The organism is Halomonas sp. JS92-SW72 (assembly GCF_003547075.1).
In the GTDB taxonomy this organism is placed as follows: Bacteria; Pseudomonadota; Gammaproteobacteria; order Pseudomonadales; family Halomonadaceae; genus Halomonas; species Halomonas alkalicola.
Map to the genome: position 1 here is coordinate 2726397 of NZ_CP032147.1, position 20196 is coordinate 2746592.

Annotated in this window: 22 protein-coding genes; 9 read left to right on the top strand and 13 right to left on the bottom strand. The window is 69.9% G+C overall.

The window, feature by feature from the left end; translation table 11 throughout:
* Positions 1 to 78 precede the first annotated feature (78 nt).
* Positions 79 to 1572, bottom strand: a complete 1494-nt coding sequence (locus tag D1793_RS12750; RefSeq protein ID WP_119022512.1) for a pyridoxal-phosphate dependent enzyme — start codon at positions 1570 to 1572, stop codon at positions 79 to 81.
* 209 nt (positions 1573 to 1781) lie between these two features.
* Here D1793_RS12750 and D1793_RS12755 point away from each other — a divergent pair, with 209 nt between their 5' ends.
* The 6 genes from D1793_RS12755 to D1793_RS12775 all read left to right on the top strand — a co-directional run bounded on the left by D1793_RS12755 (position 1782) and on the right by D1793_RS12775 (position 4427).
* Positions 1782 to 2939 (top strand): BTAD domain-containing putative transcriptional regulator, encoded by a 1158-nt coding sequence (locus D1793_RS12755; RefSeq protein WP_119022513.1) that lies wholly within the window; start codon positions 1782 to 1784, stop codon positions 2937 to 2939.
* Positions 2879 to 3169 (top strand): heavy-metal-associated domain-containing protein, encoded by a 291-nt coding sequence (locus tag D1793_RS12760; protein WP_119022514.1) that lies wholly within the window; start codon positions 2879 to 2881, stop codon positions 3167 to 3169. Before D1793_RS12755 ends, D1793_RS12760 begins: the two co-directional genes overlap by 61 nt.
* Positions 3166 to 3345 (top strand): hypothetical protein, encoded by a 180-nt coding sequence (locus D1793_RS12765; RefSeq protein ID WP_119022515.1) that lies wholly within the window; start codon positions 3166 to 3168, stop codon positions 3343 to 3345. Before D1793_RS12760 ends, D1793_RS12765 begins: the two co-directional genes overlap by 4 nt.
* Before the next feature lie 84 nt (positions 3346 to 3429).
* Positions 3430 to 3747: a hypothetical protein gene (locus D1793_RS12770; protein ID WP_119022516.1), complete on the top strand. Its 318-nt coding sequence runs from the start codon at positions 3430 to 3432 to the stop codon at positions 3745 to 3747.
* An 81-nt stretch (positions 3748 to 3828) separates the two neighbouring features.
* Complete coding sequence (locus D1793_RS19460; protein ID WP_162899961.1) at positions 3829 to 3990, top strand: hypothetical protein; 162 nt, start codon at positions 3829 to 3831, stop codon at positions 3988 to 3990.
* Positions 3987 to 4427 carry a DUF411 domain-containing protein gene (locus tag D1793_RS12775; protein ID WP_119022517.1) on the top strand — a complete coding sequence of 147 codons (441 nt, stop codon included), beginning with the start codon at positions 3987 to 3989 and terminating at the stop codon, positions 4425 to 4427. The genes D1793_RS19460 and D1793_RS12775 overlap by 4 nt, the downstream gene beginning before the upstream one ends.
* Positions 4428 to 4509: 82 nt before the next feature.
* Here D1793_RS12775 and D1793_RS12780 read toward each other — a convergent pair whose 3' ends face one another.
* From D1793_RS12780 to D1793_RS12800, 5 genes are all read right to left on the bottom strand, one after another.
* Positions 4510 to 5976 carry a hypothetical protein gene (locus tag D1793_RS12780; protein WP_119022518.1) on the bottom strand — a complete coding sequence of 489 codons (1467 nt, stop codon included), beginning with the start codon at positions 5974 to 5976 and terminating at the stop codon, positions 4510 to 4512.
* 214 nt (positions 5977 to 6190) lie between these two features.
* A complete protein-coding gene (locus tag D1793_RS12785; protein ID WP_119022519.1) occupies positions 6191 to 6631 on the bottom strand; it encodes a YtoQ family protein in 441 nt (146 codons plus the stop codon).
* Between the two features lie 93 nt (positions 6632 to 6724).
* A complete protein-coding gene (locus D1793_RS12790) occupies positions 6725 to 7570 on the bottom strand; it encodes an MOSC N-terminal beta barrel domain-containing protein (RefSeq protein WP_119022520.1) in 846 nt (281 codons plus the stop codon).
* A 51-nt stretch (positions 7571 to 7621) separates the two neighbouring features.
* Positions 7622 to 7966, bottom strand: a complete 345-nt coding sequence (locus D1793_RS12795) for a hypothetical protein (protein ID WP_119022521.1) — start codon at positions 7964 to 7966, stop codon at positions 7622 to 7624.
* 61 nt (positions 7967 to 8027) lie between these two features.
* Positions 8028 to 9107, bottom strand: coding sequence for an NAD(P)-dependent alcohol dehydrogenase (locus tag D1793_RS12800; RefSeq protein ID WP_119022522.1), 1080 nt, complete (start codon positions 9105 to 9107; stop codon positions 8028 to 8030).
* Positions 9108 to 9290: 183 nt separating this feature from the next.
* Here D1793_RS12800 and D1793_RS12805 point away from each other — a divergent pair, with 183 nt between their 5' ends.
* The gene (locus D1793_RS12805) at positions 9291 to 10289 is read left to right on the top strand and encodes a DMT family transporter (RefSeq protein WP_119022523.1); all 999 of its coding nucleotides are present in this window, start codon (positions 9291 to 9293) and stop codon (positions 10287 to 10289) included.
* Positions 10290 to 10319: 30 nt separating this feature from the next.
* The gene (locus D1793_RS12810; RefSeq protein WP_119022524.1) at positions 10320 to 10745 is read left to right on the top strand and encodes a VOC family protein; all 426 of its coding nucleotides are present in this window, start codon (positions 10320 to 10322) and stop codon (positions 10743 to 10745) included.
* An 88-nt stretch (positions 10746 to 10833) separates the two neighbouring features.
* Here D1793_RS12810 and D1793_RS12815 read toward each other — a convergent pair whose 3' ends face one another.
* From D1793_RS12815 to D1793_RS12845, 7 genes are all read right to left on the bottom strand, one after another.
* A complete protein-coding gene (locus D1793_RS12815; protein WP_119022525.1) occupies positions 10834 to 11607 on the bottom strand; it encodes an enoyl-CoA hydratase-related protein in 774 nt (257 codons plus the stop codon).
* 129 nt (positions 11608 to 11736) lie between these two features.
* Positions 11737 to 12717, bottom strand: a complete 981-nt coding sequence (locus tag D1793_RS12820; RefSeq protein ID WP_119022526.1) for an MDR family oxidoreductase — start codon at positions 12715 to 12717, stop codon at positions 11737 to 11739.
* Between the two features lie 31 nt (positions 12718 to 12748).
* The gene (locus D1793_RS12825) at positions 12749 to 13597 is read right to left on the bottom strand and encodes a 3-hydroxybutyryl-CoA dehydrogenase (RefSeq protein WP_119022527.1); all 849 of its coding nucleotides are present in this window, start codon (positions 13595 to 13597) and stop codon (positions 12749 to 12751) included.
* Between the two features lie 197 nt (positions 13598 to 13794).
* Positions 13795 to 15426: an acyl-CoA synthetase gene (locus D1793_RS12830; RefSeq protein WP_119022528.1), complete on the bottom strand. Its 1632-nt coding sequence runs from the start codon at positions 15424 to 15426 to the stop codon at positions 13795 to 13797.
* 80 nt (positions 15427 to 15506) lie between these two features.
* Positions 15507 to 17300, bottom strand: a complete 1794-nt coding sequence (locus tag D1793_RS12835; RefSeq protein WP_119022529.1) for an acyl-CoA dehydrogenase — start codon at positions 17298 to 17300, stop codon at positions 15507 to 15509.
* Positions 17301 to 17397: 97 nt separating this feature from the next.
* The gene (locus D1793_RS12840) at positions 17398 to 18819 is read right to left on the bottom strand and encodes an MFS transporter (protein ID WP_119022530.1); all 1422 of its coding nucleotides are present in this window, start codon (positions 18817 to 18819) and stop codon (positions 17398 to 17400) included.
* A gap of 235 nt (positions 18820 to 19054) precedes the next feature.
* Positions 19055 to 19690, bottom strand: a complete 636-nt coding sequence (locus tag D1793_RS12845) for a class I SAM-dependent methyltransferase (RefSeq protein ID WP_119022531.1) — start codon at positions 19688 to 19690, stop codon at positions 19055 to 19057.
* 60 nt (positions 19691 to 19750) lie between these two features.
* Here D1793_RS12845 and D1793_RS12850 point away from each other — a divergent pair, with 60 nt between their 5' ends.
* A complete protein-coding gene (locus tag D1793_RS12850; RefSeq protein WP_119022532.1) occupies positions 19751 to 20158 on the top strand; it encodes a VOC family protein in 408 nt (135 codons plus the stop codon).
* Positions 20159 to 20196 lie beyond the last annotated feature (38 nt).

The following is a 20196-nucleotide window of genomic DNA, read 5'->3' on the forward strand; positions in this document are numbered from 1 at the left end:
GCGCTCCTGAAGAAGGACAGTCGGAGAGGGACAGCCGGCCCGAGGCCTTCTCGCGGCCGGCGCGGTAGCGGTCGGCACCTAGGCCGTCTCGGCACGGGGGTGCAGCCAGCGGGGCAGCAGCTCGTCGGGGTCGAAGGCGGCCTCGGGGTCGACGCGAAGGCCGCAGGCCGCCAGGCGATCGCGCAGGGTGCCGTCCCGCCAGGCCTCGAACAGCTCGCTGCAGCCGCCCACCAGGCGCCCGCCGACGAAGATCTGCGGGATGGTGGCGGCCCCGGTGCGCGCGGCCAGCACCGGGCGCACCCGGCCGCAGAGGTTGCCGGCCTGGCAGGCCACCGAATCGAGATCGACGCTGCGCACCTCGACGCCCAGCCGGGCAAAGAGCTTGCGGGCCGACCAGCAGAACTCGCACCACTCGAGGGCGAACATCACCACCGGCGCCGAGGCGATCGTCTGGTCGACGAAGGCCAGGGCCTCGGCGTCCGGAGTCGCCTTCGCGGCGACGCCCGTCGCGGGCGGTGTCATTGGGCGGGCATCGAAGCGATACCCCGGCGTGGAGCGTGACAGGGCCAGCTCCTCGTCATCCATCTCGTCACGGATGCTCTCGAAGAGCGGGGTCGAGAGGTAGCGCTCGCCGGTATCGGGCAGCATGCAGACGATGCGGCTGCCGGGCGGCGAGCGCCGCGCCACCGCCAGCGCCGCCGCCAGGGTGGCGCCGCTGGAGATGCCGGCGAAGATGCCCTCGCGTCGCGCCAGCTCCCGGGCGAGACGCAGCGCCTCGGCGCCGGCCACCGGCATCACCTCGTCCACCAGGCCCGCCGCCACGGCCTGCTCGGTCAGCGGGGAGAGGAAGTCCGGGCTCCAGCCCTGCATCAGGTGGGGACGAAAGCCGGGATGGCTGAGCGTCCTACTGTCATCGCCACCGCGGGGCTGGGGCACCCCGCTGCCGAGCATCGGCGCGTTGTCCGGCTCGGCCACCACTACCCGCGTCGCCGGGTCGGCCGCCTTCAGCGCCCGGGCCACGCCCTGCAGGGTGCCGCCGGTACCGAAGCCGCTGACCCAGGCGTGCAGCGGCTCGCCGGCCAGGTCGTCGAGGATCTCCCGGGCCGTGGTGCGCCGATGCACCTCGGCGTTGGCCGGGTTCTCGAACTGGCGGCACAGGTAGTAGCCGTGGGTCTCGGCCAGCTCGATGGCCTTGGCGAGCATGCCGCTGCCCTTCTCCGCCGCCGGAGTGAGCACCACCCGGGCACCGAGGAAGCGCAGCAGGCGGCGACGCTCCACGCTGAAGTTCTCGGCCATGGTCACCACCAGCGGGTAGCCCTTGCGGGCGCAGACCATGGCCAGTCCGATGCCGGTATTGCCGCTGGTGGCCTCGATCACCGTCTGGCCGGGCCGCAGTTCGCCGCTGCGCTCGGCCGCCTCGATCACGGCCAGCGCCATGCGGTCCTTCACCGAGCCCATGGGGTTGAAGGCCTCCACCTTGGCGTAGAGGTGGATGTCCGGCGGGGCGAGCCGGGCGAGCCGCACCAGCGGCGTGCCGCCGATGGTCTCGAGGATGCTGTCGTGGCGTGCCATGGTGTCTCTCCTGCGCGTGCTGTGATGGGGGGGTACCCGCCAAGCATCGTCAGGCGCCGGGGAAGCGGACGTGGGAGCCAGCGTGGTTTTTGCGACTCCTCCCGGGCGCACCACCGTTTAAAAAGCGAGATTGGCCGCGGGGAAGCGGCGCCGGGCGGACTATACTGAACAGGTTGTCACTGGCGTGGCGCGGCCACCCGGGGCGAACGATGAACGCGCTGACCCTCAACCTGCTGGGCGATCTCGAACTGCGTCGAGACGGCCTGCCTGTGGCGCTGCCCCCCTCGCGCAAGACTCGCGCCCTGCTCGCCTACCTCGCCCTGCACTCCCGCCCCTTCAGCCGCGAGCACCTCTGCGACCTGTTCTGGGAGCTTCCCGACGACCCGCGGGGCTCGCTGCGCTGGAGCCTCTCGAAGCTGCGTCGGCTGGTGGACACCCCCGGCCGCTGCCGGCTGCTTGCCGACCGGCTCTCCGTCGGCCTGGATGTCTCGGCGCTGGATATCGATGTCACCGCCCTGCAGCGGTTGGTGGCCGGCGGGCTCGCCGAGGCGCCCGTCGACTCCCTCGAGGCCATCGCCCTGCGCTACCGAGGTCCCCTGCTGGAAGGCCTCGACCTGCCCAACGTCCACGACTTCCACAGCTGGTGCCTGGCCGAACGAGAAGGTGCCATGCGCGCCCAGTCGCTGCTGCTCGCCGCCCTGGTGGAGCGACTCCGCGAGCAGCCCGAACGGGCCCTGCCCCACGCCCAGGCGCTGGTGAGGCTCTCGCCCTACGACGAAGCGGCACGCGCCCGCCTGGTCGGCCTGCTGCAGGCGCTGCACCGCCCGCGGGAGGCCGAGCAGCAGTATCGGCTCGGCATGCGGCTGCTCGGAGAGGCCGGCATCCCGGTCTCGGGCGCCCTGCCCGGGGCACGCCGGGCACGCCCCGCGCCAGGCGGCAAGGTACCGCCCGGCGAAGGGTCCGCCGCGCCGTTCCCGAGCCTGCCGGCGGCCCCTCCGGCCCCGCCCCCGGAGAGCAACGAGGCACCCTCAGCCCTACTCGAGGGCCTGACCGACCTCGACCCGGAGTCCCTGGAGGTGCTGCGCTGGGCGGCGGTGCTCGCCCCCCGGATCGAGGTCGCAAGCCTGGGCCGCTACTCGGGCCTGTCCGGCGGTCGCCTCGGTGCCGCCCTGGAGGTAGCCGAACGCCGCGGGCTGATCGTCACCGGCGAGGGAGGCCCCCGGTTTGTCGATACCTGTAGGGTCCCGGATGATCAAATCGCCTATAGGAGTTATCCTTTGCTAGCCGCCAGGGAACGGTTCCCGGCATGGGCAGCGACCACTGCGCCGGGATCGTTCGCAAGACGCTCGAGCGCCTCAATGGCGTGAGCGAGATCCAGACCAATATTGCCAACCACCATGTCAGCGTGACGGTCGGGGAAGACGGGCCCGATGCTGACGCCCTGAAAGGCGCCGTCGAGGGGGCCGGCTACGATGTCGCCGCCGTGCAGGCCGAAGGGGACGACACCGGCGACGACGCCGAGATCGAGGCGGCCTACCTCGCCCAGGCGCGCCAGCGGCGCTTCACCCGCACGAACCCGCAAGGAGAGTCGACATGAACCGTCACAACGCGATGATGATCGCCTGTCTGGTGCTGATGGGGGTGGCCATGTTCACCGTGCTGTGGCGCGGCAACCCCTTCGGTGCCGGTACCTGGCTGCTGCTGCTGCCCATGGGGCTCTGCCTGGGGCTGCACCTGTTCGTCCATCGCCACCGCCATGATCACGAGGAATGAGCGCCTCGCCGGGAAGTTGCCCTGAGTCAAGGCAGCCGCGCCGGCGACACGGCATGCTGACACCATCACCCATGAGGTATCGTCATGACCCGACCCGTCACCGCATCAGGGCAAAGCGCACGAGGAGGCCGCCTGCTGGCCCTGCTCCTCGCGCTGCTGCTGGCGGTGACCGCGCTGTCGAGCCATGGCGCCATGGAGAGCCACCAGGCCGATTGCGGCCTCGTCGCGCAGGTACAGCTGCTCGACGCTGAGACCCCGGACGAGCACCGCTGCGCCAGCTGCGCCGCGCTGCCGCCCTCCATCGACCTGGCCACGGCCGCCCCTCACTTCCCGGCCCTCGCCCCGGCGCTGGCCGTGATCGCCCACCGCCCCCTGCCCCCGCGGCGTCCTCCCAGAACCTGACCGAACACCGGCGGACCCCTCCGCCAGGAAGGCCGCGCGCCTTCCCGATCCATTCGGACCCGTTTGTCAGGAGATCCTCCCATGCTCAACACCTGTCTTGCCCTGATAGGCAACCTGCCCTGGCTGGGCTGGCTGATGCCCTTCGCCATGCTGTCCCTGCTCGGCCTCGGCATCGCCGCCCTCGCCAAGTACCTGTTCACCTCCCGCCCCACGTCCCGTGACCTTCCGGAGGCCCGCCCATGAATCGCTTCGGCTCCACTCTGCTGCTCTCCGCCGCCCTGCTGCTCGGCGCCGGGACCGCCCACGCCGCCCTGCCCGACAAGGCGACCATGTTCAAGAACCCGGAATGCGGCTGCTGCGACGAGTACGCCCGCCAGCTCGAGGCCCGCGGGGTCGAGGTGAAGATCGTCGACGATATCGAGGTCGGCAAGATCAAGCAGCGCGTCGGCCTGCCCTTCGGCCTCGGCTCCTGCCACACCATCCAGATGGGCGGCTACGCCATCGAGGGACATGTGCCCTTCGAGGCGGTGGAGAAGCTCTTCGAGGAGCGCCCGGACACCCGCGGCATCGGCCTGGCCGGCATGCCCATCGGCACCCCCGGCATGCCCGGGCCCAAACAGGGCGACTGGGATGTCTACCAGTTCCGCGACGGTGAGGCCTCGCCCTTCATGACCCTCTGAGCCAGCGGGCCACGCCGGCCCCTCGACGCCGCCCCGGCCAGCGCCGGGGCGGCGTCGTCTCAAGGGCCAGGCCGCTGGCGGTTCACTCCCAGGGCTCGATGCCCAGGTAGAGTCGCCCCTTGAACCCCTTGCGGCTGGTCAGCGGCACGTAATGCCCTCGCGCATCCTCCTTGACCGGCCGCCCGCGCCCCTCGCCCCAGTCCTCGTCGCCGAGGATATAGCGCAGCCGCCAGCCCCCGGCAGCAGCGGTGGCCAGGATCACCACCTTCTCGCGGAAGAGGTTCTCCTCAGGCACCCGGCGGCTGACGAACCAGCGCCCCCCCACCTTGAACTCGGTGCTGCGCACGGCGATGTCGGCCGTCAGCATCATGGTGCGCCCCTGGGAGACGGTGATCCTCGTGCTGTCCAGGTAGACGGAGAAGAGCACCGGGTGACGGGCATGGTCGTGGCCGGCCCGCTCGGGATGGAACATCTCGTCATAGCGACGGAAGATCGCCGAGTCATGCTCCACCCGGCGCTCCGAGAGCGCCACCGGCGGAAAGAGCCGCGGCATCACCGTGCACTCGAAGTGGTAGCTGCCCTCGATGTCGTTCCCCTCGTCGCGGGCCTGCTGCAGCGAGGGCGGCAGCGGCAGGTGGTCGACCACCAGCTGCCCCTGCATGCGGGCATCGCCGAACAGGAAGCGCGTCAGGTTGAGGTAGCCGGCCTCGGAGTTGACCATGCCGAAGGGGCCGCTGTGGGCCAGGTAGAGGTGCACCCGCGGGGCGTCCTCGACCCAGGCGCAGTCGGTCTTTACCAGGCCGTCGCTGCGCGCGCCCACCACGTGGCGGGTGGCGTTGTAGTCGCGGTGGTTGGTGCCCACCAGGCAGAAGAAGCGCTCCGGCGGGAAGTGTCCCCCCAGGCGGTTGACCCGGCCCCCGCGCGGGGAGAGCTTGAGGTAGCCAGCGATGCTCTTGCGGTTGAAGTTGCTGATGTCCCAGAGGCCCAGGAAGCGCGGCACGTTGAACCCGGCCATCTCGATGCCATCGTGGGGGGTGCCGTAGGTGAAGACCTTGTCGACGCAGGCCCGCGCCTCGGCGCTGCCCGCCTCGGGGTTCTGCAGCAGGCAGCGGCAGACCAACCCGCCCATGGAGTGGGCCACCAGGTAGACCTTGAAGGCTTCCCGCGCCTCCTCATCGTCGCCGCAGATCCGCTCGCGCAGCCACAGGATCCGCTCGGAGAGCGTCCGTGCCGCCTCGGGGATCGAGGGGCGCTGCCCCTCGCCGCCCTCCCCCTCGTAGTAGCGGTGGATCAGCAGGGTCCGGCGGGGCAGCCGGTCCTCGCGCTCCGCCCCCTCGGCGTAGACGTCCCGGTAGCCGTGATCCTTCATCAGGCGGATCACCGGCGACTCGAAGATCAGGGAGTCGAACGCCCCGCTGGGCCCCTGGCGTACCCGGGTCGCCCCCAGGTTGAAGCCCATGTAGGGCGTGTTGATGGTCGCCTCGATCTCGCTGTCACGCATGGCGAAACCGCGCACGTAGATGATCGGGTGGTAGCGCTCCCTGGTCATGCTGACGCTCCTCTGCCGGCAGGACCCGCGCTGGGTGGGCCCAGCCGCCGCGGGAGTCGCCGGGCAAGCAGTTGGCGGACCCCATGCGCATCCCGCCCTGCCTGGAGCCCTCGATGGCTTCCCTGATCAGCGTAGCCCAGGAATGGCGATCGTTGGCAGGCGCTTACCATGAAGGCATTGTCGGCCGGAACAGCGCCGGCCGGCATGGCGGGAATCAGGCCTTGAGCACGTAGCGCAGGATCTCCACCACCTGGTCGGTGGTGGTGCACCAGGCCTGGGCCTCGGCGTCGACCTCCTTGAGGGGGTGGACGATCTCCGCGGCGTGGAGCGTCACGTAGGGCTTGCCCAGGGCCGCACAGTAGCCAGCATCGAAGGCCGCGTTCCACTGCTTGTACTGGTCGCCGAAGCGCACCACCACGAGGTCGCTCTGCTCGATCAGGGTGCGGGTGCGGATGGCGTTGACCTTGGAGGACTGGTGGTCGCGCCAGAACTGGCTGGGCGTCTCGCCCAGGTGGTCGCCGGCGGCATCGCTGGCGGCGTGGTCGGTCACCGGGGCGGTGAAGACCACGTCCAGCCCGGCGGCCTCGGCGCCGCGCTGGATCTCCTCGCGCCAGTCGGTGTGGATCTCGCCGGACAGATAGACATGAAAGCTCATGGCAGGCTCCTGGTGGGGGATGGACGAATCGGACCCGCCATCATAGCCCAGGGCGATTTTAATGAAAAATTGTTCCAGGAATGCAGGGGCCGATCAGGCGGGGCTCGCCGCCACTCCATCGCCCACGCTGAGCGTCTCGCCCACCCCCGCCAGCAGGATGGCGTTCTGGCCGAAGTAGCCGCCGGGAGCGAGGCGCGGGTTCATCTCCACCAGGGTACGCAGCGGCTCACCGGGCACCGGGATCTCGCCGCTGTGCTGATCCACGGTGGTGATCTTGCAGCGCTGGCAGGGCTTGCGCAGCCCCAGCCGCCAGCGGCCGTCGGGGGAGCCGAGCGCTTGCCAGCCATCCTCGGCGAAGGGCTCGGCCCCCTCGATCACGATATTGGGGCGAAAGCGGCTCATGGGCACCGGCGACAGCTCCTTGGCGGCAAGCCGGCGGTTCAGCTCGGCGAGCGACGCCGTGGAGGCCACCAGCAGCGGATAGCCGTCGGCGAAGGCGGTGTGGGCCCACTCGCCGGGGGCCAGGTAGTGGGGTTCCACCGGGCGAAGGTGGTCGGGGGCAAAGCGCACCAGGCGCAGGCGGCTGCCGCGCAGATCCCCCAGCGCCGCGGCCAGCCAGTCGCGGGCCTCGACCCCTTCATCCAGGGCGTCGCAGCGATCCTCCCAGACGGTGACCGAGAGACGCTCCTGCTGGTGGGCGGCAAGGGCCACGCGCAGCGGTGCGACCCCGGGGTGGGCAAGCACCAGAGCATCGTGCTCCAGGGAGACGCGGATGGACACCATGGCCGGCAGCTGACGTTGGGTGACGAAGCGGCCGACATCGTCGACCACCATCCAGCGGCGATCCCAGGGCAGGCCTTCGGCGGTCAGGCGCGCGTCGTCGAGGGCGATGCCGCCCAGCGATTTGACCGGATAGATGGCAAGCTGGGTGATCCTCACGGGCGGCTCCTCGGTGGGGTCTGCCCGACGCCTGGCCCGGGCGGGAAGGCGTTACAGTCGCCGGGTCTCGATCACATGGCCGATGATCGGATAGCCGGCCTTGCGGGCGGCCTTCTCGGCCTCGAGCTGCGCCTCGATCTTGGAGATGCTGGAGGAGACATGCTCGAAGACGGTGTCCAGCTCGAGGGGCTTGGTGCGCACCGCCAGCTTGACGCGGTGGCCGGTCTTCGGCGAACCGGCCGGCTTGCTGCGCGGCGCCTTGGCCTCTTCGTCGGCCTCCTTGGGCCATTCGGGGGGTGACGTCACCGCCTTGCGCCGTGTCTCCTGCGCGTTATCCATGAAGGCGTTGATCTCGCGACGCATCTGTCGCTCGAACTCACTCAGTTCCGTTTCCATCGTGTCTCCGTCTACCTCGTTCTTGGCGCGATTGTACCAGAACTCGCGCCAGGACAAGGCCTCAGGAGACCTCCAGGGCGATCTTCAGCACGCCGTCGCGCTGGTGGGAGAAGAGGTCGTAGGCGTCGACGATCTTCTCCAGCGGATAGCGGTGGGTGACCATGGGGCCGAGGTCCAGGCGGCCGCTGTCGATGATCTGCATCAGCCGGCGCATGCGCTCCTTGCCGCCGGGGCAGAGCGAGGTGACGATGCGATGGTCGCCGAGGCCGGCGCAGAAGGCGTCCAAGGGAATGGTCAGGCTCTCGGAGTAGACCCCCAGGCTCGACAGGGTGCCGCCGGGCTTGATCACCCGCAGCGCCTGCTCGAAGGTCTGCTGCAGCCCCAGCGCCTCGATGGAGGCATCCACGCCGCGGCCGCCGGTGAGCTTGAGGATCTCGGCGACCACGTCAACTTTCCGGAAGTTGAGGGTCACGTCGGCGCCCATCTTCCTGGCCATCGCGAGGCGCTCGTCGACGCCGTCCACGGCGATGATCAGCCCCGCGCCGCGCAGCCGGGCACCGGCGGTGGCGCACAGGCCGATGGGGCCCTGGGCGAACACCGCGACGCTGTCACCGATCTTGATATTGGCCGACTCGGCGCCGGCGAAGCCGGTGGACATGATGTCCGGGCACATCAGCACCTGGTCGTCGGTGAGGCCGTCGGGCACCGGGGAGAGGTTGGCCTGGGCGTCGGGCACCCGCAGGTACTCGGCCTGGGCGCCGTCGATGGTGTTGCCGAAACGCCAGCCGCCCATGGGCTTGTAGCCGTGGGCATGGTGGCCACCGTCCTGGGCGCTGCACCCATCCTGGCAGGCATAGGAGGTGAAGCTCGGGCAGATGGCCCCGGCGATCACCCGCTGGCCCTCGTGGTAGCCCTGCACGTTGGCGCCGAGCTTCTCGATCACCCCGACCGGCTCGTGGCCCACGATGAGCCCCTTCTCCACCGGGTACTCGCCCTTGAGGATATGCACGTCGGTGCCGCAGATGGTGGTGGTGGTGACCCGGATCAGGGCGTCGTTGGGGCCGATGTCGGGGATCGGCCGGTCGTCGATCTCGATGCGGCCTGGCTCGACGAAGACGGCGGCTTTCATCATGGCGGGCATGGGCAAGGCTCCAGGTTCCGGAAAGGGTGCCCTACAGCTATAGCAGGGGTTTGCCACCTCTGCCCTTGATGGAGGTCAAGATCATGCCGCAATGCCGCACAAGGGGCTGCCCTTCCCAACGCCTCGCGGCCGCCGTAATCTGATTGTTTTCCCGCGAACGATATCGCCATCCAAGGAACCGGTATGTCACCCGCCGACACCCTGCGCCTGCTGCTGCTCTCCTCGCTGTGGGGGCTGTCGTTCATCTTCATGCGGGTGGCCGCCCCGGAGTTCGGCGCGGTCTCGCTGGTGCTGGTGCGCATGGGCGTGGGTGCCCTGCTGCTGGTGCCGCTGCTGCTCAGCCTCTACTACCTGCGCCTGGTCTGGCAGCACAAGGGCAGCCTGCTGCTGCTGGGCGTGATCAACCACGTGCGGCCCTTCTCGCTGCTGGCCCTGGCCACCACTCGCCTGGAGGCCGGCTTCACCTCGCTGATCAACGCCACCACGCCGATCTTCACCGCCCTGCTCGGCGCACTCTTCTTCAGCGTGCCGATCCAGCGCCGCCAGTACCTGGGCCTGGCCCTGGCCCTCTTCGGGGTCTACGTGCTCTCGGCGGACCGCCTGGATTTCGCCCTGGGCGGCGACGGCTGGTTCATCCTGGCCGTGCTGGGCGCCACCTTCTGCTACGGCATCGCCGGCAACTATTCTCGCAACCACCTGTCCCACCTGCCGGCACGGGTGCTGGCGGCGGGCAGCTCGGCCATGTCGGCGCTGGTGCTGCTGGTGCCGGGCCTCCTGCTGTGGCCCAGCGAGCCGATCAGCGGCCAGGCCTGGGCCAACGCCCTGGCGCTGGCGGCGCTCAGTACCACCGCCGCCTTCTTGATCTACTTCGCCCTGCTGGCCAGCGCCGGGGCCACCGCCACCTCCACGGTGACCTTCCTGGTGCCGGTCAGCGCCCTGCTGTGGGGCTACCTGCTGCTGGGCGAGCGCCTGAGCCTGCAGATCCTGGCCGGCATGGCGATTACCCTGGCCGGCACCGCCGTCGCCACCGGCCTGCTGCGGCTGCGCCGGCACGCCCCGCCATCCCCCTCGGCCGCGACCGCGGCACAGCCGATGGCGGCAACCCTCGATGCAACACCCGCTGCAACACCCGGGGCCACCCCCGACGACACCCCACTCGACAATAACCACTCTCGACACTGACCCTCCACGAGAGAACCCCAGGAGAACCCCATGAGCCTTTCCCCCTTTCATCTGGCGATTCCCGTCCACGACCTGCCCGCGGCCCGCACCTTCTACGGCGAGGTGTTCGGCCTGGCTGAGGGCCGCTCCAGCGAGCAGTGGGTCGACTTCGACTTCTTCGGCCACCAGCTGGTGATCCACGAGCACCCGAAGATGCCCTACCAGGAGCAGGTCAACACCAACGCGGTGGACGGCCACGACGTGCCGGTGCCCCACTTCGGGGTGGTGCTGGGCTGGGAGGAGTGGGAGAGCCTGGCCGAGCGGCTGCGCGCCCGAGGCACCGAGTTCGTGATCGAGCCCTACGTGCGCTTCAAGGGCCAGGTGGGCGAGCAGGCCACCATGTTCCTGCTCGATCCCTGCGGCAATGCCCTGGAGTTCAAGGCGTTCAAGGACATGAGCCAGCTGTTCGCCAAGTAGCACCAGCGGCGCAAGACCGGCCAGACGCAACGCGGCCGTGGCATCTCTGCCACGGCCGCGGTTGTCTCACCAGAGGGACAACCCAGGATCAGAAGTTCGGCTTGCGCTTCTCGACGAAGGCGCTCATGCCCTCGGTCTGCTCGTCGCCGGCGAAGCAGAAGGCGAACAGCGCGGTCTCCAGCGCCAGGGCGCTGTCGAGGTCCTGGTCCATGCCGTCGTGGATCGCCTGCTTGGAGGCGCGCACCGACTGCGGGCCGTTGCCGCCCAGCTGCTTGGTGAGCTCCTCGGCATAGGCCTCGAGTTCCGCCTGGGGCATCACCCGGTTGACCAGGCCGATGCGCAGCGCCTCGGCGGCGTCGATCTTGCGCCCGGTGGTGCAGAGGTCCAGGGCCATGGCCGGGCCGACCCGGCGCGGCAGGCGCTGGGTGCCGCCGAAGCCGGGGATCACGCCCAGCAGCACCTCGGGCTGGCCGAAGATGGCGTTGTCGCTGGCCACCGCCCAGTCGCAGGCCAGGGCCAGCTCGCAGCCGCCGCCCAGGCAGAAGCCGTTGACCAGCGCCACGGTGGGCACCGGCAGGGTCTCCAGCCGCTTGAGGGTGGCGAGTGCCTGGCGGGCGAAGGCGCGGGCCTCTTCCGGTGTCTTGGTGCGCATCTCGGCGATGTCGGCACCGGCCACGAAGGACTTCTCGCCGGCGCCGGTGATCAGCACTGCGCGCAGGTCGTCGCGGGCCTCCAGCTCGGCCAGGACGCGCTCGAGCTCGCTAAGCACGGCGCTGTTCAGGGCGTTGAGCGCCTTGGGGCGGTTGATGGTCAGGCGCACGATGCCGGCGTTGTCGACCACCTCGATCAGCTGCTCACTCATGGGGAACTCCTTGGCTTGTTGTTCAGTGGATGGTTCTGTGGACGTTCGAGACAATAACGCCCAACCCTAGCGAACGCTTGGTTGGGCGGCAATCCCCTCTTTTGTCTGGCTCGGCCTGTCGGGGCCGTCTCAAGCCATGCTGACGACGACCCGGCCGCGCACGCGGCCGGCGAGCAGCGCCTCGGCCGTGTCGATGGCCTCGTCGAGGCCGATGGTCCGGGTGATGGTGTCCAGCTGGGCGGGGGCGAGCAGCTCGCCCAGCCGGCGCCAGGCCTCGAGGCGGTCGGCCCGGGGCCGCATCACGCTGTCGATCCCCGCCAGCGTAACGCCGCGCAGGATGAAGGGCGCCACCGTGGCCGGCAGGTCCATGCCCTGGGCGAGCCCGCAGGCGGCGACGCAGCCACCGTAGCGGGTGCCCGCCAGCACATTGGCCAGGGTGTGACTGCCCACCGAGTCGATGGCGCCGGCCCAGCGCTCCTTGCCAAGCGGCCGGCCCGGCTCGGCGAGCTCGCTGCGGTCGAGGATCGCCTGGGCCCCGAGCCCCTTCAGGTAGGCCTCCTCCTCGGGGCGCCCGGTGGCGGCGATGACCCGATAGCCCAGCCGCGCGAGCAGGGCGATGGCGTAGCTGCCCACGCCGCCGCTGGCGCCGGTCACCAGCACCTCTCCATGGTCCGGCTCGAGCCCCTGACGCTCCAGCGCCATGACGGCGAGCATCGCCGTGTAGCCCGCGGTGCCGATGGCCATGGCCTGGCTGGCGGTGAAGGCCGAGGGCAGCGGGATCAGCCAGTCGCTCCTGAGGCGCGCCTTCTCGGCAAGCCCGCCCCAGTGGGTCTCGCCCACGCCCCAGCCGTTGAGCAGCACGCTGTCGCCGGGCTTGAACTCATCGGCGCTCGAGGCCTCGACGGTCCCCGCCAGATCGATCCCCGGCACCATGGGAAACTGCCGGACCACGGGGCCCTTGCCGGTGATGGCCAGGGCATCCTTGTAGTTGAGGGTGCTGCACTCCACCCGCACGGTGACGTCCCCCTCCGGGAGCCGTGACTCGTCCAGGGACTGGATGGTGACGCGCTGGGCGTCGTCCTGCTTCTCGATCACTATCGCCTTGAACATGGCTCACCTCGCGATGATCATCTCGGTGGGTTTATTCGTAGACGTGGAAGCCTCGACCGGTCTTGCGGCCCAGGTAGCCCGCGGCCACCATGCGCTTGAGCAGCGGGCAGGGGCGATACTTCGGGTCGCCGAAGCCCTCCTGCAGCACCTCCATGATGGAGAGGCAGACGTCCAGGCCGATCAGATCGGCCAGGGCCAGCGGGCCCATGGGGTGGGCGGCGCCCAGCTTCATGGATTCGTCGATGTCCGCGGCGCTGGCCACGCCCTCCTGGAGCAGGAAGGCCGCCTCGTTGATCATCGGCACCAGCAGGCGGTTGACCGCGAAACCGGGGGAGTCGGCGATGGCCACGGCGGTCTTGCCGAGCGATTCGGTCAACGCCTCGATGCGCGCCACGGTGGCGTCACTGGTCTGCTCGGCGCGGATCACCTCGACGAGCTTGAGCACCGGCACCGGGTTGAAGAAGTGCATGCCCACCACCCGCTCCGGGCGCTCGCACACCGCAGCGAGCCGGGTCAGCGACAGCGACGAGGTGTTGGAGGCCAGGATCGCGTCGTGGGTCAGGCGGCTCAGGTCGCGGAACAGCTTCTCCTTGAGGGCCGGCTGCTCGGGGGCCGCCTCGATGATCACCTCGCAGTCGCGCAGGGCGTCCAGCGCGGTGGAGGTGGCCAGGCGCGCCAGGGCGGCGTCCTTGTCGGCCTCGGAGAGCTTCTCCTTGGCCACCAGCTTGCCCAGCCCCTTGTCGATGCCGCCTCGGGCACGTTCCAGCTGCTCGTCGGCCACGTCGTAGAGCTGCACGGCAAAGCCGTTCTGCACCAGCACCTGGGCGATGCCCTGCCCCATGGTGCCGGCGCCGACGACGCCGATCGGTTGCTCACTCATTGCACTCTCCTGATGATTTTTCTTGATCTGCTGTGGACTGTCGCTCGAAGCTTTTTCCGGCGGCAAGCCTGCGGGGAGGCGCTGTGAACCCCTCCCTGGGCGCTACCGACGCCATCCCTGGCGTAGGACCTCCCCTTCGGCTTGCCCCCGGACGCTCCTCGCTTGAGTCAAGGGCGATTGGCTTTTGTGATCTGCTGCTACTGCTTGCGCGCTTCTTCGCGCAGCACGAACTTCTGGATCTTGCCGGTGGAGGTCTTGGGCAGCTCGGTGAAGATCACCGTCCTGGGCGCCTTGAAGTGGGCCAGGCGCGCACGGCAGTGATCGATGATGTCCTGCTCGGTCACCTCGCCGTAGCCCACCTTGAGCTTGACGAAGGCGCAGGGGGTCTCGCCCCACTTCTCGTCGGGCTTGGCCACCACCGCGGCCTCCTCCACCGCCGGGTGCGCGTAGATGGCATCCTCCACCTCGATGGTGGAGATATTCTCGCCGCCGGAGATGATGATGTCCTTGGAACGGTCCTTGATCTCGATGTAGCCGTCGGCATGCCACACGGCCAGGTCGCCGGTATGGTACCAGCCCCCCTCCATGGCCTGCTCGGTGGCCGCCGGGTTCTTCAGGTAGCCTTTCATCATGGTGTTGCCGCGCATCAGGATCTCGCCGATGGTCTGGCCATCCTTGGGCACCGGCTCCAGGGTGTTGGGGTCGGCCACGCAGAGCGCCTCGAGCATGTGGTAGCGCACCCCCTGGCGGGACTTGAGCTTCGCCCGCTCCTCGGCGGGCAGCGCGTTCCACGCCTCGCGCCAGGCGCAGGAGGTGACCGGGCCGTAGACCTCGGTGAGGCCGTAGACGTGGGTCACGTCGATGCCGAGGCGCTCCACGCCGGCGATCACCGAGGCGGGCGGCGCGGCACCGGCAGTGGTGACCTTCACCGGATGGCCGAAGTCGCGCTTCTGGTCGTCCGGCAGGTTGACCAGGCCGTTGAGCACGATGGGGGCGCCGCTGAAGTGGGTGACCCCCTCGTCGGCGATCAGGTCCATGACCCGCTTCGCCTCGACCTTGCGCAGGCAGACGTTGGTGCCGGCGGCGGCGGCGATGGTCCAGGGGAAGCACCAGCCGTTGCAGTGGAACATCGGCAGGGTCCAGAGGTAGACCGGGTGGTGGGGCATCGCCCACACCAGGATGTTGCTGGTGGCGTTCAGGTAGGCCCCGCGGTGGTGGTAGACCACCCCCTTGGGCTTGCCGGTGGTGCCGGAGGTGTAGTTGAGCGAGATCGCCTGCCACTCGTCCTCGGGCAGCCGGTAGGCGAAGTCGGGGTCCCCCTCGGCGAGCAGCGCCTCGTACTCCAGCCCGCCGATGGCGCGCCCCTCGGCCATGAACTGGGCATCGGCCACGTCGATGATCAGCGGCTTGTTCTCGAGTGTCGCCACCGCCTCCTCGATGACGTCGGCAAACTCCGGGTCGACCAGGATCGCCCTGGCCTCGCCGTGCTCGAGCATGTAGGCGATGGCCTCGGCGTCCAGACGGATGTTCAGGGTGTTGAGCACGAAGCCGGCCAGGGGCACGCCGAAGTGGGCCTCGAACATGGCCGGCACGTTGGGCAGCATGGCGGCCACCGTCTCGCCGGGCTTGACGCCGCGCTTCGACAGCGCCGAGGCGAGCCGCCGGCAGCGCTCCCAGGTGGTCGCCCAGTCGCGGCGGATCTCGCCGTAGACCACCGCCGGATAGTCCGGGTAGACCGAGGCGGTGCGCTCGATGAAGGTCAGCGGCGACAGGGCCACATGATTGGCCGCTGTCTTGGGCAGGCCCTGTTCGAAGATGCTCTGGCTCATGCTTGGCTCCGTGGAATGTCGTGATGCGTTGTCATGAACGGCCGCCGCCGGCGCGGGGCCGGCGGCGAATCGATGCGAGATCAGTGGGCGGCGGCGTCGAAGGCGGCGAGGCTCGCCATGCCGGCCTCGATCACCGCGCGCTGGGCGCGGCCCACCGGCAGCCACTGGCGGATGGCGTAGTCGGCGCTCTGCCGCTTGGCCCGGTAGAAGGGTTCATCGCGGCCGGCGGCCACGGCGGCGCTGGCCTTGAGCGCGGCCTGGCCCATCTGCCAGGCGCAGAGCACGTGGCCGGCCAGGTTCAGGAAGGGGGTGGCATAGGCCTGGACGGCATCGGCGCCCTGTTCCGGGTCGGCCCCCGCCTCGAGTACCGCGGCCATGGCGGCGCGCAGGTCGGCGGCACCGCCGGCCAGGCTCTCGCCCAGGGCGGCGTGCTCGTCGCTGGCCTTGAGGGCGTCGGCGGTGGCCTCCACCTGGTCGATCAGCCCCCCGAGGGCCGCACCGCCGTCGCGCTGCAGCTTGCGCCCGGCCAGGTCCAGCGCCTGGATGCCGTTGGTGCCCTCGTAGATGGGGGCGATGCGGGCGTCGCGCAGCAGCTGGGCGGCGCCGGTCTCCTCGATGAAGCCCATGCCGCCGTGCACCTGCACGCCGAGGGAGGCGATCTCCACGGCCTGGTCGGTGGAGAAGCTCTTGACCACCGGGATCAGCACGTCGACCCGGGCCTGGGCGGCGGCGCGCTCGGCGTCATCGGCGGCGTGGCGGGCCAGGTCGAGCTGGGTGGCGCAGTAGAGGGCCAGCGAGCGCAGGGCATCGGTGCGCGCCCGCATGGAGAGCAGCATGCGGCGCACGTCGAGATGATCGCTGATGGTGCAGTCGTCACGCCCGGAGCGCGGGCTGCGCCCCTGGGTGCGATCCAGGGCGTAGGCGAAGGCGTGCTGGCAGGCGCGCTCGGCCACGCCGATGCCCTGGATCCCCACCTTGTGGCGCGCCTCGTTCATCATGGTGAACATGTGGTTGAGGCCGCGCCCCTCCTCGCCCACCAGGTAGCCGATGGCGCCCTCCCCCTCGCCGAAGCTCAGGGTGCAGGTCGGGGAGCCGTGGATACCCAGCTTGTGCTCGATGGAGGCGCAGATGACGTCGTTGCGCTCGCCGAGCGAACCGTCCGCATTGACCAGGAACTTCGGCACCAGGAACAGCGAGATGCCCTTGTTGCCCTCGGGGGCATCGGGCTTGCGGGCCAGTACCAGGTGGATGATGTTCTCGGCGGCGTCGTGCTCGCCCCAGGTGATGAAGATCTTCTGGCCGAACAGCCGGTAGCTGCCGTCCTCCTGGGGCACGGCGCGGGTGCGCACCTTGGAGAGATCCGAGCCGGCCTGGGGCTCGGTGAGGTTCATGGTGCCGGTCCAGGTGCCCTCGACGAGCCTGGGCAGGTAGCGCTCCTTCAGCTCGCCGCTGCCGTGGTGGGCCAGGGCCTCGATGGCGCCGGCGGTGAGCATGGGGCAGAGCCCGAGGGCCATGTTGGCGCCGTGCAGCATCTCCTGGACGGCACTGGCCACCACCTCGGGCAGCCCCTGGCCGCCCAGCGCCTCGGCCACGCCGATGCCGTTCCAGCCGCCCTCGGCGTAGGCCTGGTAGGCTTCGACAAAGCCGTCGGGCAGGGTCACCCCGCCGTCGTCGCGGCGGGTGCAGCCCTGGCGGTCGCCGCTTGCGTTGAGCGGCGCCCAGACCTCGCCGGCAAGCCTGGCGGCCTCCTCCAGCACCGCCTCCACCAGATCGGGGCTGGCTTCCTCGAAGCCGGGCAGCGAGAGCGAGCCATGCTCGAGCAACTCCTCCAGGACGAAGCGGATGTCGCGAACGGGGGCGGCAAAGGGGATCATCGAAGCACCTCGGGGAAAAATGATAACGGCGATAGTAGATTCCCTACTTTTCACCGGCCATTATCCCAAGGTCTTACCCCGCCTCGCCCTCCGCGCCTCAGCTTCGGGAGGGCAGCGGCTCGAGGCCGGGCAGCTCCTCCTGGGTGGGCTCGCTCTCCTGCCTGGCCTCGGCCTCGTCGAAGTAGGCCACATGGGACTCGTCGGCCGGCGGCGGGCCGACCAGGGGCTCGGCCACGTCCACCTCAGGGACCGCCCCGGAGAGGTCCTCCATGTGCTCGTGCTCGGCGGCCCCCTGCAGAAGCTCCTCGGTGACCACAAGCTCAGCACCGGCGGCAGACATCGGCGTGGTGGCATGGAAGGGCGCCACCGGCACCGGCGCCGGACGCACGCTGCGCCGCCAGCCGAAGAAGGCCACCAGGAACAGGCCCAGGGCGCCGAAGCTCCAGAACAGCCCGGCATCGCCCAGGGCGGCCATCACCGGCGAGATAAGCGGCGGACTGATCGCCGAGCCGATGGCGTTGATCAGCAGCAGGCCCTGGCTCATGCGCACCAGGGCACCGGAGGGCGCCCGGTCGGCGGCGTGGCCCACCGCCACCGGATAGAGCGAGAAGACCCCGCCGCCGAGCAGGAACAGCAGCCCCGCCAGCAGCCAGGTGGACATCGGCAGCCACAGGATCGCCGCCGAGATCAGCGCACAGAAGCCACCGATGGCGATCAGCACGATCTGGCGATCGTGGCGATCCGACCAGCGCCCCACCGGGTACTGCAGCAGCATGGCACCCAGGATCACGACGGCCATCATCTGGCCGATCCGATCCACCGAGAGGCCGATGCGCTGCAGGTAGAGGGGCAGCAGCGCATAGACCGCGGCCACCGCGATCCCCGAGCCGAAGCTGCCCATCACCCCGGTGGGCGTGAGGGTGATCAGGCGGTGGGGCGGCAGCGGCTCGGCCTTCTCGATCAGCGGCGAGACCCGCGGGATCATCGCCATGGGCAGCACCGAGAGCGAGGCCAGCATGGCGATCACCATGAAGGAGGCCGCCCCGCCCATGGCCTCGGTGACGCCCAGCAGCAGCTGGCCGAGCACCCCGGCGGCGTAGAGGGAGATCATGTAGAGCGCCAGCAGGCGCCCGCGCACCCTCTGGTCGCCGGCGGTGAGCAGCCAGCTCTCGATCACCAGGTAGACCCCCACCGTGGCCCAGCCGCCGATCAGGCGCAGCGCGAACCAGGCCCAGGGGTGATCCACCAGGCCCTGCAGCAGCACGGTGACCGCCACCAGCGAGGCGAAGCTGCCGTAGGCGCGGATATGGCCGATGCGCAGCAGCAGGCGGTCGTTGAGCATGGCCCCCAACGCCAGGCCGATGAAGTAGGCCGAGGAGACCCAGCCGATCACCACCGCCGACTCGCCGGCGGCGTCCAGGCGCAGGGTGATCACGGTGGCCAGGAAGCCGTTACCGATGCCGAGGATGAAGAGACCGAGCAGCGGCGCCAGGGCCATGGTCAGCAGTTGCCGCGACATTGCATGCCTCACAGCGAAAGGAAAGACGGAAAGAGTGGCAGAAAACGGGACATCTCGCCTGTCCGGCGGGCCTGAAGCGCCGGCGGGGTATCGGAGCGCGCGAATCATACGCCCGATCGGCGGCGAGTCAATCGCTTTCCCGAGCTGGCATCAGGAAAGTGGGATTTTCTTCTGCCAGCTTCCCTCAACTTGGCAAGATCATCCGCCACACCCCCACCCCTCCCCACCTCACGCCTCAGGGCTTCTGCAGCAGCACCACGTCGGCAGCAGGAAATTCCACGCTCATGCCGAGATCATCGGCAAGCCACCGGAAGGTCGTCTCGCTGAAGAAGGCCACGTGGGTCGGGTCGAGGATGTAGTGCCAGCGGGCGAACGCCTCGCGATCGGTGGCCCGCTTGGTCATCAGCCCCAGCCAGCCGCCGGGACGCAGGCGTTGTGCCAGGCGCGCCAGCTCTGCCCCCGGCGCGAAGAGGTGCTCGACCACCTCGGTGGCGGTGATGAAGTCGTATTCGGCCTCCAGCACGCTCGCCTCCGGCGCATAGAAGGGATCGTAGACCGCCATGGGATGGCCCGCCTCCTCGAACATCACCGAGAGGGTCGGCCCGGGGCCGGCGCCGAAGTCGAGCCCCCGGGCGTCGGGGGCGAGGCGCTCGCGCAGCGGGTCGGCGAGGCGCGACAGGAAGCGCCGGTAGCCGGGGTCCTCCGGGGAGTTCTCGTGCTGGTCGTAGACCGCCCGCTCCTCCTCGGGGCCGAGCCGGAAGGCCGGCGGCACGAACACCAGCGCGCAGCGCCGGCACTGGTGGTACTCGCGCCGCGCATCGCGATGGTAGAAGGCCGCGTCGTCAGATGCGCATAGCGGGCAGGTCGGCATCGTCGTATCCTCTGTGCCAGAACGTTCTTGCCACTCCAGGACAAGACCAAGGAGATGTGAATGCTGTCAGGTCTGGATCATCTGGTCATCACCGTGACCGACATTTCCCGCGCCGTGGACTTCTACTCCCGGGTGCTGGGGCTGGAGGTGCGCTATCGCGACCGCGAGCGCGTCGACCTGATCCTCGGCGACCTGGCCCTGCGCCTTCACTGGACCGCCACCGATATCGAGCCCAGGGCGGCGACCCCCACCCCCGGCAGCATCGATATCTGCCTGCGCAGCCTGCTGCCCCTGGACGAGGTGGCCCGCCACCTGGCGGCGCTGGAGGTGGAGGTGGAGCTCGGCCCGGTCGAGCGCCAGGGCGCCACCGGCCTGCTGGAGTCGGTCTACTTGCGCGACCCGGACGGCAACCTTATCGAGATCAGCCGCCCCCTGCGCCAGGCGGCCACCGAGGCCGCCGAGGGCTGAGCCCCCCGGCCGGCGCTGGCAATGCGTCTGCCGGTCGG

Coding starts and splice junctions, on each gene's coding strand:
- D1793_RS12800 (WP_119022522.1), bottom strand. CDS start 9,107: ATGCCCGCCATGATGAAAGCCGCCGTCTTCGTCGAGCCAGGCCGCATC.
- D1793_RS12795 (WP_119022521.1), bottom strand. CDS start 7,966: ATGGAAACGGAACTGAGTGAGTTCGAGCGACAGATGCGTCGCGAGATC.
- D1793_RS12755 (WP_119022513.1), top strand. CDS start 1,782: ATGAACGCGCTGACCCTCAACCTGCTGGGCGATCTCGAACTGCGTCGA.
- D1793_RS12820 (WP_119022526.1), bottom strand. CDS start 12,717: ATGTTCAAGGCGATAGTGATCGAGAAGCAGGACGACGCCCAGCGCGTC.
- D1793_RS12785 (WP_119022519.1), bottom strand. CDS start 6,631: ATGAGCTTTCATGTCTATCTGTCCGGCGAGATCCACACCGACTGGCGC.
- D1793_RS12780 (WP_119022518.1), bottom strand. CDS start 5,976: ATGACCAGGGAGCGCTACCACCCGATCATCTACGTGCGCGGTTTCGCC.
- D1793_RS12810 (WP_119022524.1), top strand. CDS start 10,320: ATGAGCCTTTCCCCCTTTCATCTGGCGATTCCCGTCCACGACCTGCCC.
- D1793_RS12845 (WP_119022531.1), bottom strand. CDS start 19,690: ATGCCGACCTGCCCGCTATGCGCATCTGACGACGCGGCCTTCTACCAT.
- D1793_RS12750 (WP_119022512.1), bottom strand. CDS start 1,572: ATGGCACGCCACGACAGCATCCTCGAGACCATCGGCGGCACGCCGCTG.
- D1793_RS12770 (WP_119022516.1), top strand. CDS start 3,430: ATGACCCGACCCGTCACCGCATCAGGGCAAAGCGCACGAGGAGGCCGC.
- D1793_RS12835 (WP_119022529.1), bottom strand. CDS start 17,300: ATGATCCCCTTTGCCGCCCCCGTTCGCGACATCCGCTTCGTCCTGGAG.
- D1793_RS12825 (WP_119022527.1), bottom strand. CDS start 13,597: ATGAGTGAGCAACCGATCGGCGTCGTCGGCGCCGGCACCATGGGGCAG.
- D1793_RS12765 (WP_119022515.1), top strand. CDS start 3,166: ATGAACCGTCACAACGCGATGATGATCGCCTGTCTGGTGCTGATGGGG.
- D1793_RS12775 (WP_119022517.1), top strand. CDS start 3,987: ATGAATCGCTTCGGCTCCACTCTGCTGCTCTCCGCCGCCCTGCTGCTC.
- D1793_RS12840 (WP_119022530.1), bottom strand. CDS start 18,819: ATGTCGCGGCAACTGCTGACCATGGCCCTGGCGCCGCTGCTCGGTCTC.
- D1793_RS12850 (WP_119022532.1), top strand. CDS start 19,751: ATGCTGTCAGGTCTGGATCATCTGGTCATCACCGTGACCGACATTTCC.
- D1793_RS12805 (WP_119022523.1), top strand. CDS start 9,291: ATGTCACCCGCCGACACCCTGCGCCTGCTGCTGCTCTCCTCGCTGTGG.
- D1793_RS12760 (WP_119022514.1), top strand. CDS start 2,879: ATGGGCAGCGACCACTGCGCCGGGATCGTTCGCAAGACGCTCGAGCGC.
- D1793_RS19460 (WP_162899961.1), top strand. CDS start 3,829: ATGCTCAACACCTGTCTTGCCCTGATAGGCAACCTGCCCTGGCTGGGC.
- D1793_RS12815 (WP_119022525.1), bottom strand. CDS start 11,607: ATGAGTGAGCAGCTGATCGAGGTGGTCGACAACGCCGGCATCGTGCGC.
- D1793_RS12830 (WP_119022528.1), bottom strand. CDS start 15,426: ATGAGCCAGAGCATCTTCGAACAGGGCCTGCCCAAGACAGCGGCCAAT.